Below are 15,748 nucleotides of genomic sequence, written 5' to 3'. Positions count from 1 at the left end.
CCTCGGTGGCGCGCGCCTCGGTCAGCGCCGCGGCGGCGGCCTCGGCCGCCACGGAAGCCTGGGCCCGCGTGGTCGCGGCCTCCCCGGCCGCGGCCGTCAGCGCGGACGCGGTCTCGTCCCAGAACTCGTCGCGCTGCGCGAGCGTCGGCTCGTCGACCGTCGCGAGCACCGCGGCGCGGCGCGCCAGCGCGGCCAGCTCCGCATCGGCCGCCTCCACCGCGGTCGAGCGCGCCCGCGCGACCTCCCGGATCTTCGCCTCGAAGTGATCGAAACGCTGCGTGCCGAACAGCGAGCGCAGCAGCGCGCGCCGTTCGCCCGTGTCCGCCTTGAGGAACTCGGCGAAGCGTCCCTGCGCGAGCAGGATCACCTGGAGGAACTGGTCCGCGCTGAGCGGGACGGTCGCGGCGACGTGCTCGGCGACCTCGCGGGGCATGCCCGCGAGGATCTCCCAGCCGCCGTCGCGCCAGACATGGAGCTCGGCCTCGGCCTTCTTGGTGGTGGTGCCGGTGCCGCGCGCCTTGGGTCGCTCATAGGCCGGCGAGCGCCAGATCTTGTACCGAGTGCCGTGGAGCTCGTACTCGAGCGTCACCGTGGTCGGGTCCTCGGGCGTGCAGAAGTGGCTGCGGAGCACGGGCTCGGCCTTGTCGTAGCGGGGCACGCGCTCGTACAGCGCGAAGCAGATCGCGTCGAGGACGGTCGACTTGCCCGCGCCGGTCTTGCCCGAGATGACGAACAGCCCCTCGGTGTCGAACAGCTCGAAGTCGATCTCCTGGCGGGCGAGGTACGGGCCGAAGCCCTCGAAGGCGAGACGCTGGATCTTCATCGCGCGGCCTCCGCGGACTCGAGGGCGGCGAGCGCGTCCGTGACGAGCCCGCGTTCGTCGGCGCTGAGCGCCGCGCCGTTGCGCACGAAGCCGAGGAACTCGTCGACGATCTCGAGATCCGTGCGGCCCTCGACGCGCTCGGCGTACCCCGCGTCGCCGTGGTCGGCGCGATGCGCGGGACGATGCGTGAGCGTCACCGCGTACGGGAAGCGGCCCTGCAGCGCGCGCATCGCGTCGCGGGGGAGCTGGTCGTCGGTGAGGATCGCTTCGACCCAGGCCTCGGTCGCGTCCGCGTGCGCGTCGGGGGAGAGCAGCTCCTCGAGAGTGCCCTCGAGCCGCACCGCGCGGCGCGGCGTCGGGAGCGCGAGCCGCTCGACCGCGGCGAGCCCTGACGCGTCGAGGTCGACGAGCCATGCGATCTTGTCCGAGCTGATCTCCCCGAAGCTGAAGCGCAGGGGAGCGCCCGAGTAGCGCACGCGCTCCGACAGCGTCTGGTGCGAGTGGATGTGGCCGAGCGCGACGTAGTCCGGTCCGTCGAAGACCGAGAGGTCGACGAGGTTGAGGCCGCCGCGCGAGATGTCGCGCTCCTCGGCGCGGCCCGAGAGCTCGGTGGTCTCGCCCGGCGCCTCGCCCGCCCGGCCCGCGAAGCAGTGGGAGGCGACGATGAAGCGCCCCCCGCGCGCCGCCGCATCGTCCCGGATCAGGCCCATCGCGAAGGCGAGCGCGTCGCCATGCGTGGTCCCGTCGAAGTCCTCGTACGCGGCGCGCAGGAACTCCGGGTGGACGTAGGGGATGCCGTAGAGGTGGACCTCGCCGTGCGCGTCCTCGAGCGTCACGGGCGTGGCGAGGCGAGCGAGATCCGCCATGACGTGCACCCCGCCGAAGGCGGCGAACTCGGCCATGTGGCCCAGTCGTGCGGGGCCGTCGTGGTTGCCGGAGGTGAGGATGACCGTGGCGCCGGCGTCGCGGATCGCGCGCACGGCGGCGTTGAGCATGGTGAAGGCCTCGGCCTTAGGGGTCGAGCTGTCGAAGACGTCGCCCGCGACCACCACGGCGTCGACGCCGTGCTCGCGCACCGCGTCGGCGAGGGCCGCGAGCACCTCGCTGAGGTGCGCGTCGGTGCTGTGGCCGTGGAAGGTGCGGCCGATGTGCCAGTCGCTCGTATGGAGGATCCGCATGCCGCGAGGCTAGCGGGAGGGTGGGACAGCGCCGCACCCGCCTCACACGCTGCGCGGCACGTTGCCCGACAGCTTGAACAGCGCGCACATGAACTTGTGGCCGCCGTCGGCGGTCGGCCCGAACATCAGCGGGCAGCCGCCGTCGATCACGGTCATCCCGTGCTCGCGTCCCCAGGCCGCCGCCGCATCGTCCACGCTGCCGCCGCCGGGGCCCCGGTGCATCCACACCTCGCCGATCCCGAGCGAAGACGCCTCCTTGACCGTCTCGAGCGCGCGGTCGGGGCGCGTGCCGATCACCACGGCCTCGACCCCGCCGGGCACCGCGCCCAGCGACGGATAGCAGGGGTCGCCCTCGACGGTCTCGGCGTTCGGGTTGATGGCGATCGCCTCGTAGCCGCGCTCGCGCAGCCGCTGGTAGACGGCGTTCGAGCCGTGCGATCCGGGGGTGCGCGAGACGCCCGTGACGGCGATGCGCTTGTGCGAGAGAAAGGCCTCCGCGGCCTCCTTGATGGCAGGCATGTCTGCTCTCCTTCGGAGCGTCGGCGGGGACTCTTCCATGGTCGCGCCGCACGGCCGTCGTGGCAACGCGGCGACGCGCGGGCGGTGCGTGCGGCTACAGCAGCAGCGCCGCCAGTGCGGCCCCGCCCACGACCACGAGCGCACACCAGGCCCACACCAGGACGGCGTAGGCGGAGACGGGGCGCTCGGGCGCGGGCTGAGACATGACGGCATCGTCGCGCTGCCCGCCGACCGCCGCCAGACCCCATTTGTGGGGGTTCGTTCCGCGCACCCCCAGAAGAGGGGGCTTTGCCGTCCCGCGCGCCCGCGCCAGGCTGGAACAGGCGCCGCAGACGCGCGCCGACGATGCGACCGATGAGGCGACCGGGGGGAAGCTGTGAAGGGCATGAAGGACACGACCAGGGCGGCGATCGACGCGAGCCTGGCCGCATTCGTGGCGATGGGCGTCGCGGGCTACGTCGTGTGGATGTTCCGCGACGGCTCCGGCTGGAGCTCGTCCGCGGTGCAGTTCCTGCTCGCCCTCGCCGTGATCGTCCCGCTGTGGGCCGTCGGCGTCTACCGCGCGTACCGCCCGTCCCGACGCTCCTGGTAGGCGCCGCGCGCGAATCGGCGCGACGCCGGGCGCGCGGCGCCCGCACTGGCTAGCGTGAGGGCATGACGCGTTACGTCCTCGCGATCGACCAGGGCACCACGTCGACGCGCGCCATCGTCTTCGACCGCGACGCGAGCATCGTCGCCCAGGCTCAGCGCGAGCATCGTCAGCTGCTCCCGCGCGCCGGCTGGGTCGAGCACGACCCCGTCGAGATCTGGGCGCACACGCGGCTCGTGGTCGCGGAGGCCTTCGCGCAGGCGAACATCACGCGGCTCGACGTCGCGGCGCTCGGCATCGCGAACCAGCGCGAGACCACCATCGTGTGGGACCGCCGCACGGGCGAGCCGGTGCATCCGGCGATCGTGTGGCAGGACACGCGCACGCAGCCGGAGATCGACGTGCTCGCGGACGAGGGCGGCGTCGACCGCTTCCGCCACATCACCGGGCTCCCGCTCGCGACCTACTTCAGCGCGAGCAAGCTCGCGTGGATCCTCGACAACGTCGCGGGGGCGCGGGACGATGCCGAGGCCGGGCACCTCGCCTTCGGCACCCCCGACACGTGGCTCGCCTGGAACCTCACGGGTGGCGTCGAGGGCGGCATCCACGTCACCGACGTCACCAACGCGTCGCGCACGCTCCTCATGGACATCCAGGCCCTCGAGTGGAGCGACGAGGTGCTCGAGGCCTTCCGCATCCCGCGCGCGATGCTCCCCGAGATCCGCTCGAGCTCCGAGGTCTACGGCGTGGGCCACACCAACTCGTTGCTGCGCGATGTGCCGCTCGCGGGCATCCTCGGCGACCAGCAGGCCGCGATGTTCGGGCAGGCGGCCTTCGACCCGGGGGAGTCGAAGGGCACGTACGGCTCGGGCGCGTTCCTGCTGGTCAACACGGGCGACCTGGTGATCCATAGCGACAACGGGCTGCTCACCACGGTCGCGTACCGGCTGGGCGATGCGCCCGCGCAGTACGCGCTCGAAGGCTCGATCGCGGTGACGGGCGCGCTGGTGCAGTGGCTGCGGGACAACCTCGGCATCATCGACGAGTCCGGCGACATCGAGACGCTCGCGTCGAGCGTGCCCGACAACGGCGGCGTCTACATCGTGCCGGCGTTCTCGGGGCTCTTCGCGCCCCTGTGGCGGCCCGACGCGCGCGGCACCGTGGTGGGCCTCACGCAGTTCGTCACCAAGGCCCACCTCGCGCGCGCCGCGCTCGAGGCGACGGTGTTCCAGACCCGCGACGTGGTCGCGGCGGGCGAGGCCGATGCGGGGCTGCCGCTCCAGGCCCTCAACGTCGACGGCGGCATGGCGGTGGACAACCTGCTGATGCAGTTCATGGCCGACGTCCTGGGGCTCGACGTGGTCCGGCCCGAGGTCACCGAGGCGACCGCGCTGGGCGCGGCGCATGCGGCCGGGCTCGCGACGGGCTACTGGCGCGACCTCGACGAGCTGCGCGACCACTGGCACGAGGACCGCCGCTGGGGTCCGCTCATGCCCCGCCGCGAGGCGGAGCGGCTCTACCGGAACTGGCGCAAGGCTGTCGCGCGCTCGCTCGACTGGGTCGACGAGGACGTCGACGAGTAGCTACGCCTCCTCGCCGAAGCGGGCCCCGGCGTCCTGAGCGGGGTTGCCGGCGACGATGCGGCCGGGCGCCACGTCGCGCGACACCACGCTGCCGGGCCCGACCAGGCAGGAGCGCCCGAGCGTGACCCCGCCCGTGACGATGCAGCGCGAGGTCACCCAGACCCCGGGCTCGATCACCAGCGGCCGCGTGATGAGCGCCATGTCGCGCCGGTGCGCGTGGCTGCCGGTGGTGAGCATCGTGTCCTGGGACACCACGGCATCGTGCCCGATGGTCACCTGGTCCTGGTTGTGGATCCACACGCCCTCGCCGATCCAGCAGTGGTCGCCGATCTCGAGCCTCCACGGCAGCTTGACGCGCGTGCGCTGGCGGAACACCACGCCGTCGCCGATGGTCGCGCCGAAGGCCCGCAGCGCCGCGACGCGCAGGCGCGACGACGGCTGCAGCGCGTTGGTGACCAGCAGCCACTCGACCAGCATCCACGCGGCGATCACGGCGGGGGAGCGCCCCCACGCGGCCCGCTCGCCCGGCGCGTCCGCCAGCGGGATCACGGGCGGCTGCGTCCGTACGTCCTCGTCCACCGTCGATCGCCCCCTCAACGTCGCCTTCCCCGATCATGCCGCGCCGCGCGGCGGCGCGGAAGGGGAGCGCCTCTGCAGGGGCGAAGGCTTGACCCAACGTTTCACGCGTTGGCCGCGTCTTTACCTGAGATTGAAATGAACGTCACCTCGCTCCGGTTGCAGGAAGTGCGCCGAGACAGTGAACTGAGAGAGGGGTAAAAGTGACAGTTCCACACATCTCAGTCGGCTCCTGGAGCTCACGCCGCGGACGGACGCTCCTGCCGGAGGTGCGCGCCTGGGCCGGCGTCCGACGTCCCGCGCGGGACGCGACGGCCGTCGCGAGCGGCCGCGGCATCGCGTGGTTCGACGTGCTCGTCCAGGCGGTCGCGGGTGCCGCGATCGCGTACGGGATGTGGTGGGTGCTGAGCGCCGGCGTGGTCGGCCAGGCGGTCGACGCGTTCGCCGGCTGGTACGTCGGCACCGCGACCCCGGCCTTCGCGACCGGGACGTCTGCGGTCCAGGGCGCGACCGAGTTCTCCGAGGGGTTCTTCGCCCCCCTCCCCGCGCCGCCCGCGATGCTCACCTACGACGGCCCCGCGCTGCTGGAGTTCCAGCAGTCGATGACGCGCTGAACAGGCGCTTCGGGGTGACCGCCGGCGCGCTAGCGTGGTCCCGGACCCGGTGCGAGGAGGGACTCGAATGTTCGTCGGCCTGACCCCTGAGATCTGCGCGCAGGCGTGGGAGCTCGTGAAGCCCGCGATCGCGACGGCCGCCGCCCGCGGCGTGATCCGCGACGCGGTGGGAGACCTGGTGGTGATGGACCCGGCACGGCCCGGCACGATGCTGTGGTCGGGCTCCATCGGCGACACCGAGGACAAGACCTACGGCTATGCGGTCGCGAAGGCCAAGGTCGCGGAGCGGGCCGGGCTCGACACCTCGCGGGTGCGCATGGACGCGCCCCACCTCTACACGGCAGGCGACATCGTGTACCCGGGCGGCGTGGTGCGTCACGGGCTGGTCGTCGCCTTCTCCGGGGTCGAGGGCGAGGCGGACGAGATGATCGCCGAGTGGTTCATCGCCGCGGTGCGCGGCATCGCGAGGCTCGCGTTCGTGTCGCCGCACGGCCCGGATGCGACCGGCACCCGGTATCTGGGCGCCTGATGGGCACGCCCGACACCCCTGCCGTCCGCGCGCTCGCGGACACCGGGATCGACGTCGAGATCACCGTGCACGGACCCGTCCGGTCGCTCGAGGAGGCGGCCGAGGTGCGCGGTCTCGAGCCGCGTCAGATCCTCAAGACCCTGGTGGTCCGCCGCGCCGAGGGGGAGCATCTCTTCGTGCTCGTGCCGGGCGACCGCGAGATCAGCTGGCCCAAGCTGCGCGCCCTGCTCGGCGTCAACCGCATCTCGATGCCGGACAAGGACGTCGCGCGGGAGGTCACCGGCTACGAGCGCGGCACCATCACGCCCTTCGGCTCGCGCCCCGACCCCGCGACCGGCGCGCCGTGGCCCGTGATCGCCGACGCGCTCATCGTCTCCCGCGAGGGCCCGGTGTCGATCGGCGCGGGCGCGCACGGCGTCGCCGCGACCGTGGATCCGCAGCAGCTGGTCGAGGTGCTGGACGCTCGAATCGCCGACGTGACCGAGGTGCTCGCTCCCCGTGGAGGCTGACCCCTTGTAGGGTGTCGCACGTGTACGAGAGGCCCACGCTGCCCGACCTCGTCTTCACCGACGCAGACGGCGAACCGATCCCCTACGGCTCCCGCTGGGGTGTCGACGGGGCGCCCGAGCGCACCTACTCGCGGACGCGCCACCCCGAGCGCTTCGCGCCGCTGACGCAGGTCGCCGACGCGCTGGTCGCGTACCTCGAGGAGACCTACGACGTCGACGTGCGCCGCACGGAGGGCATGCCCGCCGACGCCCCGGACACGGTGCGCCGCCACGAGCACGGCCAGGTGGCCATCGTCCGCACCACCACGCTGCTGCCGCGTCACGATGCATGCGCGCCGCTCGTGATCGCGGAGACCGACTTCCCGGGGATCGTGGTCGCGATGGGCGCCGCGGGCGACGAGCGGGTCCCGGCCTGCGGCTGCGACGCATGCGACGAGTCCCTCGAGGACAGCGCCGCGCTGCTCGAGGACCTGGTCCTGTCGGTCGCGCAGGGTCGCTTCCAGGAGCGCTACACCTGGACCGACGGCATCGAGATCACCATCAGCGGCGGCGAGGACGGCGCGAGCTACAGCCGCGAGCCGCGCCACGCCGCCGACAAGAAGCGCATCGAGGCGCTCAAGCAGAGCCAGCGCGAGCGTCACGGCGAGCGCTGGATGCCGTGGCCCCCGCGTCGGGACGATGCCGACGGCGCCTGGGAGCGCGAGCCGGAGCCGATGCGCCTGTGGACCCGCGAGGAGCGCGAGGCCGTGCTCGACGCCGCGCTCGAGCGCGTGAAGAAGCTGCTGCGCAGCGCCTGACGCCTCCCCGGCGTCACGAGGCGCGGGAGCCGCCTACGCCATCTGGCGCGAGCGCTGGTGCTCGTCGAGGTCCGCGAGCCATGCGGTGGCGCGGTCCTCGAACTGGTCCGCGGCGTCCGCGTCGTAGTCGGGCAGCGACTCGTCCATGAACAGGTGCTTCTTGCCCGCGTACCGGTAGATGCGCGCGTGGGGCGCGTGATAGAGCAGGGCGTCGATCTCGGTCGGCTCGACCCACTCGTCGGGATCCGCGACGTGGATCTGCAGCGCGACCTCGTGCCGCCACACCCCGCCGAGCGCGGCCGGCGGCAGCGCGCCGCCCACGAGCAGGCACGCGCGGAAGCGCCGGCGGTCCTGCGCGAGCAGCTGGGCCTGCATCGCGCCGAGCGAGTAGCCGATCACCACATCCGCGTCGCGGTGGCGGCGGGCCGCGGAATGCGCGGCCTCCTGGAGCGCATCGTGCCCGATGCGCTGGGCGTACGCGACGCCCTCGTCGATGTTGTCGAAGGTGGCGCCCGCGTAGCAGTCGGGGCAGTGGACCGTGTGACCGTTCGCACGGAGGCGGTCGGCGAAGGACAGGAGCCCCTCGGTGAGCCCCTTCGCGTGGTGGAACAGCAGAATCTCGGCCATGCCTCAGTCTCTCGCTGCGAGCGTGTCCGCGCGACCCCAGCGTCGCGCCGGTCGCGCGACGGGGTGTCGAGGTGGTTGTCTGAGACCGTCGGATGCCGCTCCGTTCCAGGGAGGTCGCGTGGGGATCGACGAGGTGCTGCTCATCGGCGTGGTCGCGGTCATCGCGATCGTGGCGGTCCACTCGATCGCGCCGCGGGTCGGGGTCGCGGCGCCGCTGCTGCTCGTCTCGCTCGGCGTCGCGGTCAGCTTCATCCCCGGGATGCCCGAGATCGAGGTCGAGTCCGAGTTCATCCTGCTCGGCATCATCCCGCCCCTGCTGTACTCCGCGGCCGTCAACCTGCCCTCGACCGAGTTCAGACGCGACTTCCGCTCGATCAGCTCGCTGTCGATCGTCCTGGTGCTCCTCAGCTCGGCGCTCATGGGCCTGTTCTTCATGGCGATGATCCCGGGCATCGGCTTCGCGCTCGGCGCGGCGCTCGGCGCCGTGGTGAGCCCCACCGACGCGGTCGCGGTGCAGATCATCCGCAAGATGGGGGTGAGCCCACGCATCGTCACGGTGCTCGAGGCCGAGTCGATGTTCAACGACGCGACGGCCCTGGTGACGATGCGCACCGCCGTCGCCGCCGCCGGCGCCTCGATGGGCCTCGCGCAGGCGACGTGGGACTTCGCCTCGGCGGTGGTGATCGCGGTCATCATCGGCCTGGTGACCGGCGAGCTCAACGTGCGCCTGCGCCGCTGGGTGCCCGGCGCCGCGAACAGCACCGCGATCAGCTTCGTCGCGCCCTTCGCCGCGGCCGTGCCGGCCGAGCTCCTCGGCGCCTCGGGCCTCGTCGCCGCCGTGGTCGCAGGCCTCGTCGCCGGCTATCGCGCGCCGCTGTACCTGCGCCCCGCCGACCGCATCTCCGAACGCACCAACTGGCGCACCGCGGAGCTGCTGCTCGAGGGCGTGGTGTTCCTGCTGCTCGGCCTCGAGCTGCTCACCCTCGTCGAGGACGTCGAGGAGACCCACGGCTCGGTGTGGTTCGCGCTGTGGCTCGGGCTCGCCGCGCTCGGGCTCGTGCTGCTCATCCGCATCGCCTACGTCGCCCCGCTGGTGCTCGCGGCCGGGCGGCGCGCGCGGCGCGTGCGAGCGCGCCACGAGCATGTGGAGGGGCTCGCCGCGGAGGCGGAGGCGCATCCGGACCCCGCGCACCGCGAGGCTGTCGCGCGACGCGTCGAGCAGCATTCGGCCTACGCCGACTACCTCGAGCAGCGGCCGCTCGGCTGGCGCGAGGGCGGCGTGCTCGTGTGGGCGGGCATGCGCGGCGCGATCACCGTCGCGGCGGCGCAGACGCTGCCGTCCGACACGCCGCTGCGGTCGACGATGGTGCTCATCGCGTTCGTGGTCGCGGTCGGCTCGCTCATGTCGCAGGGCGCGACGCTGCCGTGGGTGACCCAGCGGCTGGGCATCGCGGGGGAGTCCGTGCACGACGAGCGCGAGCGGGCCGAGCTGCGCGACCTTCTCGCCGGCGTCGCCGACACGGTGCTCGCGGACGCCGAGCAGCCCGAGGCCCGCGGCGCCTCGTACCCGCCCGAGGTGGTCGACGCGGTGCGCCGCGCGATGGCGCACGCGCGGGCCGAGGACGAGGAGACGGTCCATCACGGCGAGCGGTTCTACGACCTGCGGCTCGCGATCATCGACGCGCAGCGCGCGCGCCTGCTCGAGGCGCGCGCGGTCGGCACCTTCGGCTCGGAGGCCCTCGGTGACGCGCTCGGCATCCTCGACGCCGAGCAGATCTCGCTCCAGCTCCGCGCCGACCACCCCGAGGGCGACGACTGAGGCGCCGCCTCAGAGCGCGTCGGGCTCAGAGCTCGACGACCGCGACCTCCGCCGACGTCGGCTCGGCCGAGCCTCCCATCGGCTCCTCGGTCACCGCGATCGCGGCGGCGCCCTCCATGTCCATCTCCATGATCGCCATGAAGGTGCCGTCCTCGTCCGGCATGAACGTGGGCCCGGCCTCCTTGGTGCCGTCGTCCATCACCAGCCACAGCTGGTAGGACATGCCGTCCTTGGGATGGGGGCAGTCGTCGCCCATCGCGACCACGGACTCCATCTTCTCGCTCACCACGAGGTGCGCGGTGCCGAGCCCCAGGTCCATCGAGTGCGCGTCCGGCGCGCTCGTCACCATCATCACGTCCTTCTCGAGCGCGAGGTCGTCCTGGCGGCGCTCCACCAGCGACGAGCCCACGAGCCCGCCCACCGCGAGCACCGCGGCCGAGGCCGCCGCGAGCGCGAGGCGCGGCCACAGCCGCTTGCGGGACGATGCGAGGGGGACCGCCGACGGTGCCCCCTCGGCGGGCACGGTGCTGGCGGGGTCGGCGTCGGGTGACGCCGCATCGTCCGACGTGAGGGGCGCGAGCTGCGGGGTCTGCGCGATGCTCTCCATCACGCGGCCCTTGAGCGAGGCGGGCGGCGCGACCGCCTCCGCCTCGGCGAGCACCGCCGCGGCCTCGCGCATGCCGACCAGCTCGACCGAGCAGTCGTCGCATGCGCCCAGGTGCGCCTCGAACTCGACGCGCTCGGCGGGGGACACCGCGTCCACCGCGTAGGCGCCGATGAGGGCGTGCACGTTCTCGTTCATCGCGCCACCTCCCAGGCGTCCCGGAGCCGGATCATCGCATCGCGGATGCGCGCCTTCGCCGTCCCGAGCGGGATCTCGAGCGACTCGGCCAGCTGTCGGTTGGTGTAGCCCTTGTAGTACGTGAGCTCGACCGCCTCGCGCTGGAGCGGGGTGAGGGCCGCGAGCCCGCGGCGCACGCGCGCGGCGCGCCACTCGGCGTCCATCGCCTCGACCACCTGCTCGGGATGCTCGACGTCGCCGGACTGGCGGGCGCCGTGCGCGATCACGCGGTCCGCGTGGGACTGCTCGGAGCGGACCCGGTCCACCGCGCGGCGGTGCGCGATCGTGAGCACCCAGGCCCGCGCCGAGCCCTGATCGGGGCGGTAGCGGGCCGCGACCCGCCACACCTCGACGAGCACCTCCTGGGCGACGTCCTCCGCGAGATGAGGGTCGCGGACGATGCGGAGGGCGAGGCCGTGGACCGTGCCGGCGAGCGCGTCGTAGAGCTGCTCGAAGGCGGACGCGTCGCCGCGCCCCGACCTCACCAGCAGGTCCGCGAGCCGCGCGGCATCGTCCCTCCGGGCCTCGGCGGGCGTCGCCGATGCGGGGGAGCCGTCGGGCACGGCCCGCAGCCCCCGCTCGCGTCGCTGCGCGCTCACCTGGTCCTCCGCATCGTCCGTCACGGGGCCGTCAGCCCTCGTCCTCCATCATCGCGTCCTCGGACTCCATGGTGTCGGACTCCATCGAGTCGTCCTCCATCATCGTGTCGTCGGACTCCATCGTGTCGGACTCCATGGTGTCGTCCTCCTCCATCATCGAGTCCTCCGACTCCATGGTGTCGGGCTCCTCGGACATCATCTCGTCGTCGTGCGACTCCATGGTGTCCGGCTCCATCGTCTCCTCCATCATCGTGTCGTCGGACTCGGTGGAGGCGGGCTCCGTGTCGCCGCATGCGGCGAGCGTGGTGCCGGCGAGCAGGACGAGGGCCGGGACGGCCAGCGTGCGCATTCGGTACATGATTCCTCCCTGTCGCGGACCGCCCCGGGTGGGGGCCCGACGCTTGCTGTTCGGGGCGGGTGGGCCGCCGGATGGGTGCGGCTCACCCGAAGGTGAAGGCGTACGCCTCGAGGCCGGGCGTGAGCTCGAGCACCAGCACGTCCTCCGTCGGTCCCTCGGTGAAGAGGTCGTAGAGGTCCGAGGTGCCGTCGACGTCGACCGTGCGCTCGTACCCCGGATCGCCCGCGAGGCTCACGGTGACGGTGCCCTCGCCCGCGAGGACCAGGTGCGCATCGGTCGCGAAGAACGGCATGAGGATCCGCGCGTCGTCCCCGGCCTTCGCGTACTCGTCGGTGACGGTCCAGGTGCCGGTGAGCGTGAGCCCGTCCACGGAGGCGGCGTCCGCGGAGCCGAAGTCGTAGGCCTCGTCGCGCGGGTAATCGACGGCAGGGCCGCCGCGGCGGTAGCCGACGTAGGTCTCGGCGGTGCGGCCCTCGGTGTGGTTGCCGGCATCGGCCTCGACAACCGCCTGGGGCGGGGTGTCGAGCAGCTCCTGGATGAGCTCCTCGGTCTCGGCGTACGCGCCCTCGCCGTAGTGGACCTGGCGGACCGTGCCGTTCTGATCGATGAGGTAGTGCGCGGGCCAGAAGCGCTGGTCCCACTCGCGCCACGTCTCGAAGTCGTTGTCGATCGCGATCGGGTACTCGATCCCGTAGCGTGCGGCGGCGTCCTCGACGTTGCCGACCACCTTCTCGAAGGCGAACTCGGGGGAGTGCACGCCGATGATGGTGAGGCCGTCGTCGCGGTACCGCTCGTCCCACGCCGTGAGGTACGGGAAGGTTCGCTGGCAGTTGATGCAGCTGTACGTCCAGAAGTCGATGAGCACGACCTCGCCGCGCAGCTCCTCGAGGTCGAGCGCCTCGCCGTCGGTGTTGAGCCACTCCTGGATCCCGACGAGGTCGCGCGCCGGGCCGCAGTTCTGCAGCTCCGCGGTGTTCGCCTCGCACGCGTCGAAGCCGATCGCGTCGCCGCTCGCGGACATGTCGGCGTTCTCGCGGCCGGCGAGCGTGTCGAGCTCGTCGCGCACCGCGTCGGAGTCCTCGATCTCGTTCTGGATGCTCGCGAGCTGCTCGGGGACCAGCCGCTGGAGGGGCTCGGCGACGTTGGTCGCGATCACCAGCGCGGTCGCGAGCAGCACCGCGCCCGAGATGGTCCGGATGAGCTGGAGACGCTCGCGCACCGCCTTGATGCGCGAGAAGATCGCCTGCCCCGCGAAGCCGAAGCCCAGCAGCGGGATCGCGATGCCGACGCTGAACGCGAGCGTCAGCGCGACCAGGCCCCAGCTCACGCCGTTGGTCGCGGCGAGCACCGTGATCGAGGCGAGGATGGGTCCCGCGCACGGCACGAACACCAGCCCGAGCGCGAGCCCCATGACGTAGCCGTTGCCCTGGCGGTCCATCTGGACCGGCCGCACACGCTCGAAGGGCCGCTGGAGCAGCTCGCCGACCTTGGGGATCATGAGGCCGATGCCCACGACCGCGAGCACGATGATGCCCGTCCATCGCAGCAGATCCTCGGGCAGGCCGAGGCTCGACAGCAGGATGCCGCCGAGGAGGGTGAAGACCGCGAAGCTGGTGACCAGCCCCGCGACCACGACGAGGGGGCGGCGGCGGTTGTGCCCGCCGTCCTGGATCGCGCTGGTGAGGATCGCCGGAAGGACCGGCAGCACGCAGGGGCTGATGGCGGTGATGATGCCGGAGATCAGTCCGACGACGATGAGCGTTGTCATGCCCCGGGTTCGGAGCGACGATGCGGGAGGATGGGCGGGCGCGGTGTCATTCCTGCAACCTAGGCTGGACCCATGACCGTCGCATTCGTGCTGGGTGGCGGGGGCGTCCGCGGCGCCACCGAGGTGGGGATGCTGCGCGCGCTCCTCGAGGCGGGCATCGCGCCCGAGCTGGTGGTGGGGACGTCGATCGGCGCGATCAACGGTGCGGCCGTCGCGCAGGACCCCACCCTGGACGTGGTCGAGCGGCTCGAGCACGCCTGGGCGTCGCCGACCGCCAACGCGGTCTACGGCGAGTCGATCTACCGCCAGATGCGCCGCCTCGCGCAGTCGCGCACCCACCTCAACGACCCCGACGCGCTGCGCGGGCTCATCGCCCAGATGCTGGGCGCGGACACGCGCTTCGAGGACCTCGCGGTGCCGCTCGCGGTCTGCGCCGCGAGCATCGAGCGCGCGTCCGAGCACTGGTTCGACACCGGGCCCGTGGTCGACGCGGTGCTGGCGAGCGCGTCGGTGCCGGCGGCGCTGCCTCCCATGCGCATCGGCGACGAGCACTTCATCGACGGCGGCATGGTCAACTCGATCCCGCTGGGGGAGGCGGTCGCGCGCGGCGCGACCACCATCTACGTGCTCCAGGTGGGCCGCATCGACGAGCCGCTGCACCCGCCGCGCCACCCCGCCGACGTCGCGCGGGTCTCGTTCGAGATCGCGCGGCGCCATCGCTTCCAGCGCGAGCGCGCCGACGTGCCCGCCCACGTCGAGCTGCATGTGCTGCCCTACGGCGGCAAGCAGCCCGGCGACGAGCGCCTCGGCGCGTACCGCAGGCTCGATCGCACGCACGCGCGGATCGAGGCGGCACGGGCCGCGACCGCCGAGTACCTCGTCCGGCTCGAGGCGCGCGCGTGAGCGCGGAGCGCCGGTCGCCGCGTCGCGTGCGCTGGTGGCGGCTCCCGCCGCGCTGGGTGCGCCGCGTGGTGCTCGCGCCGGCGCTCGTGCTGCTCGCGTTCGTCTGGCTCCCGGTCGCGGTGTGGTTCGTCGTGCTCGTCGCGGCGATCGTGAGCTTCGCGCTGCCCGGGCGGCTGCGCGCGACGCGCATCGTCTGGCTCGCGGGCTTCTACCTGCTGTGGGACGCGGCTTGCGTGGTCGCGCTCGCGGCGCTGTGGGTGTGGGAGGGGTTCGGCACGCGGCTGGGCACCGAGGCCTCGCAGCGCCGTCACCTCGCGCTCGCGCGGACGATGCTGCGGGTGCTGTTCTCGCAGGCGCGGTGGACGCTCCGCCTCGAGGTCGACCTCGAGGACGCGGACCTCGACGCGATCGCGCCGGGGCACCCGCTCATCGTCGTGTGCCGGCACGCCGGTCCGGGCGACTCGTTCATCATCGTGGACGCGCTGCTCAACCAGTTCGGGCGTGCGCCCGCGATCGTGCTCAAGGACACGCTCCAGTGGGATCCAGCGATCGACATCCTGCTGCACCGCATCCCGTCGCAGTTCCTCACCCCGCGCCGTCACCGCGCGGTCGGCGCGCCGGGCGGCACCGAGGCGATCGCCGCGCTCGCGGAGCAGTTGGGGGAGGACGGCGCGCTGCTGATCTTCCCCGAGGGCGCCAACGCGACGCCCGGCCGTCGCGCACGTCGGATCGAGGCGCTGCGCGCGGCGGGTCACGCCGATCTCGCCGACCGCGCCGAGGCGATGCCCCACGTCATGCCTCCGCACCCGGGCGGCGTGCTGGCGGCGATGGAGGCGCGGCCCGACGCGGCCGTCGTAGTGGTCGCGCACACCGGGCTCGAGCGGCTGTCGACCGTCGCGGACGTATGGCGCGAGCTGCCGGTCGACAAGCGCATCGTCCTCAAGGGCTGGACCGCCGAGGACGGCGACGTGCCCGCCTCGCGCGAGGAGCGCGAGGCGTGGCTGTTCGGCTGGTGGGAGACCGTCGACGCGTGGATCGACGCGCACCAGCCGGAGACCTCGGATGCGGCGGAGGCGCGCGAGCCTCGCGTGGGCATGGGGGACGCCAGGTAGCCTG

The 15,748-nt window shown here is 72.9% G+C and carries 18 protein-coding genes; 9 read left to right on the top strand and 9 right to left on the bottom strand.

Annotation, left to right across the window (positions count from 1 at the left end; genetic code table 11):
* From TR42_RS13465 to TR42_RS13455, 3 genes are all read right to left on the bottom strand, one after another.
* Positions 1–823, bottom strand: an 823-nt coding sequence (locus TR42_RS13465) for an AAA family ATPase (protein WP_042216769.1), incomplete at its 3' end; no start/stop codon positions are given.
* Positions 820–2,001, bottom strand: a complete 1,182-nt coding sequence (locus tag TR42_RS13460) for an exonuclease SbcCD subunit D (protein WP_042216767.1) — start codon at positions 1,999–2,001, stop codon at positions 820–822. The genes TR42_RS13460 and TR42_RS13465, both read right to left, overlap by 4 nt.
* 42 nt (positions 2,002–2,043) lie before the next feature.
* A complete protein-coding gene (locus tag TR42_RS13455) occupies positions 2,044–2,520 on the bottom strand; it encodes a CoA-binding protein (protein ID WP_042216766.1) in 477 nt (158 codons plus the stop codon).
* Between the two features lie 385 nt (positions 2,521–2,905).
* Here TR42_RS13455 and TR42_RS13450 point away from each other — a divergent pair, with 385 nt between their 5' ends.
* Together TR42_RS13450 and glpK are read left to right on the top strand one after the other, a co-directional pair.
* Complete coding sequence (locus TR42_RS13450) at positions 2,906–3,112, top strand: hypothetical protein (RefSeq protein WP_143058981.1); 207 nt, start codon at positions 2,906–2,908, stop codon at positions 3,110–3,112.
* Positions 3,113–3,174: 62 nt separating this feature from the next.
* Complete coding sequence (gene glpK / locus TR42_RS13445) at positions 3,175–4,692, top strand: glycerol kinase GlpK (RefSeq protein ID WP_042216762.1); 1,518 nt, start codon at positions 3,175–3,177, stop codon at positions 4,690–4,692.
* Here glpK and TR42_RS13440 read toward each other — a convergent pair whose 3' ends face one another.
* Positions 4,693–5,271 (bottom strand): DapH/DapD/GlmU-related protein, encoded by a 579-nt coding sequence (locus TR42_RS13440; RefSeq protein WP_042216760.1) that lies wholly within the window; start codon positions 5,269–5,271, stop codon positions 4,693–4,695.
* Between the two features lie 200 nt (positions 5,272–5,471).
* Here TR42_RS13440 and TR42_RS13435 point away from each other — a divergent pair, with 200 nt between their 5' ends.
* The 4 genes from TR42_RS13435 to TR42_RS14485 all read left to right on the top strand — a co-directional run bounded on the left by TR42_RS13435 (position 5,472) and on the right by TR42_RS14485 (position 7,717).
* A complete protein-coding gene (locus TR42_RS13435) occupies positions 5,472–5,882 on the top strand; it encodes a hypothetical protein (RefSeq protein WP_143058980.1) in 411 nt (136 codons plus the stop codon).
* A 67-nt stretch (positions 5,883–5,949) separates the two neighbouring features.
* Positions 5,950–6,411, top strand: a complete 462-nt coding sequence (locus tag TR42_RS13430) for a heme-degrading domain-containing protein (RefSeq protein ID WP_052406148.1) — start codon at positions 5,950–5,952, stop codon at positions 6,409–6,411.
* Positions 6,411–6,920, top strand: coding sequence for an aminoacyl-tRNA deacylase (locus tag TR42_RS13425; protein ID WP_042216755.1), 510 nt, complete (start codon positions 6,411–6,413; stop codon positions 6,918–6,920). Before TR42_RS13430 ends, TR42_RS13425 begins: the two co-directional genes overlap by 1 nt.
* Positions 6,921–6,940: 20 nt before the next feature.
* Complete coding sequence (locus TR42_RS14485; RefSeq protein ID WP_052406145.1) at positions 6,941–7,717, top strand: DUF6226 family protein; 777 nt, start codon at positions 6,941–6,943, stop codon at positions 7,715–7,717.
* A 33-nt stretch (positions 7,718–7,750) separates the two neighbouring features.
* Here TR42_RS14485 and TR42_RS13415 read toward each other — a convergent pair whose 3' ends face one another.
* Complete coding sequence (locus TR42_RS13415; protein WP_042216754.1) at positions 7,751–8,344, bottom strand: dienelactone hydrolase family protein; 594 nt, start codon at positions 8,342–8,344, stop codon at positions 7,751–7,753.
* A gap of 118 nt (positions 8,345–8,462) precedes the next feature.
* On the opposite strand from TR42_RS13415, the gene TR42_RS13410 reads away from it, so the two are divergent.
* Positions 8,463–10,163 (top strand): cation:proton antiporter, encoded by a 1,701-nt coding sequence (locus tag TR42_RS13410; protein WP_236623445.1) that lies wholly within the window; start codon positions 8,463–8,465, stop codon positions 10,161–10,163.
* A gap of 25 nt (positions 10,164–10,188) precedes the next feature.
* Here the strand turns inward: TR42_RS13410 and TR42_RS13405 are convergent, their stop codons facing one another.
* The 4 genes from TR42_RS13405 to TR42_RS13390 all read right to left on the bottom strand — a co-directional run bounded on the left by TR42_RS13405 (position 10,189) and on the right by TR42_RS13390 (position 13,729).
* Complete coding sequence (locus TR42_RS13405; protein ID WP_042216752.1) at positions 10,189–10,965, bottom strand: anti-sigma factor; 777 nt, start codon at positions 10,963–10,965, stop codon at positions 10,189–10,191.
* A complete protein-coding gene (locus TR42_RS13400; protein WP_236623444.1) occupies positions 10,962–11,627 on the bottom strand; it encodes a sigma-70 family RNA polymerase sigma factor in 666 nt (221 codons plus the stop codon). Before TR42_RS13400 ends, TR42_RS13405 begins: the two co-directional genes overlap by 4 nt.
* A gap of 7 nt (positions 11,628–11,634) precedes the next feature.
* Positions 11,635–11,961: a hypothetical protein gene (locus TR42_RS13395; protein WP_143058979.1), complete on the bottom strand. Its 327-nt coding sequence runs from the start codon at positions 11,959–11,961 to the stop codon at positions 11,635–11,637.
* A gap of 82 nt (positions 11,962–12,043) precedes the next feature.
* Positions 12,044–13,729 (bottom strand): cytochrome c biogenesis protein DipZ, encoded by a 1,686-nt coding sequence (locus TR42_RS13390; RefSeq protein WP_042216749.1) that lies wholly within the window; start codon positions 13,727–13,729, stop codon positions 12,044–12,046.
* 72 nt (positions 13,730–13,801) lie between these two features.
* Between TR42_RS13390 and TR42_RS13385 the strand changes: the two genes are divergently transcribed.
* Complete coding sequence (locus TR42_RS13385) at positions 13,802–14,632, top strand: patatin-like phospholipase family protein (RefSeq protein ID WP_042216748.1); 831 nt, start codon at positions 13,802–13,804, stop codon at positions 14,630–14,632.
* Entirely contained in the window at positions 14,629–15,744 is a 1,116-nt protein-coding gene (locus TR42_RS13380; RefSeq protein WP_236623443.1) for a 1-acyl-sn-glycerol-3-phosphate acyltransferase, read from the top strand. The genes TR42_RS13385 and TR42_RS13380 overlap by 4 nt, the downstream gene beginning before the upstream one ends.
* The last annotated feature ends 4 nt before the right edge of the window (positions 15,745–15,748 follow it).

Source organism: Demequina mangrovi, assembly GCF_000759715.1.
Classification (GTDB): Bacteria; Actinomycetota; Actinomycetes; order Actinomycetales; family Demequinaceae; genus Demequina; species Demequina mangrovi.
This window is presented reverse-complemented; position numbering and strand designations above follow the sequence as displayed.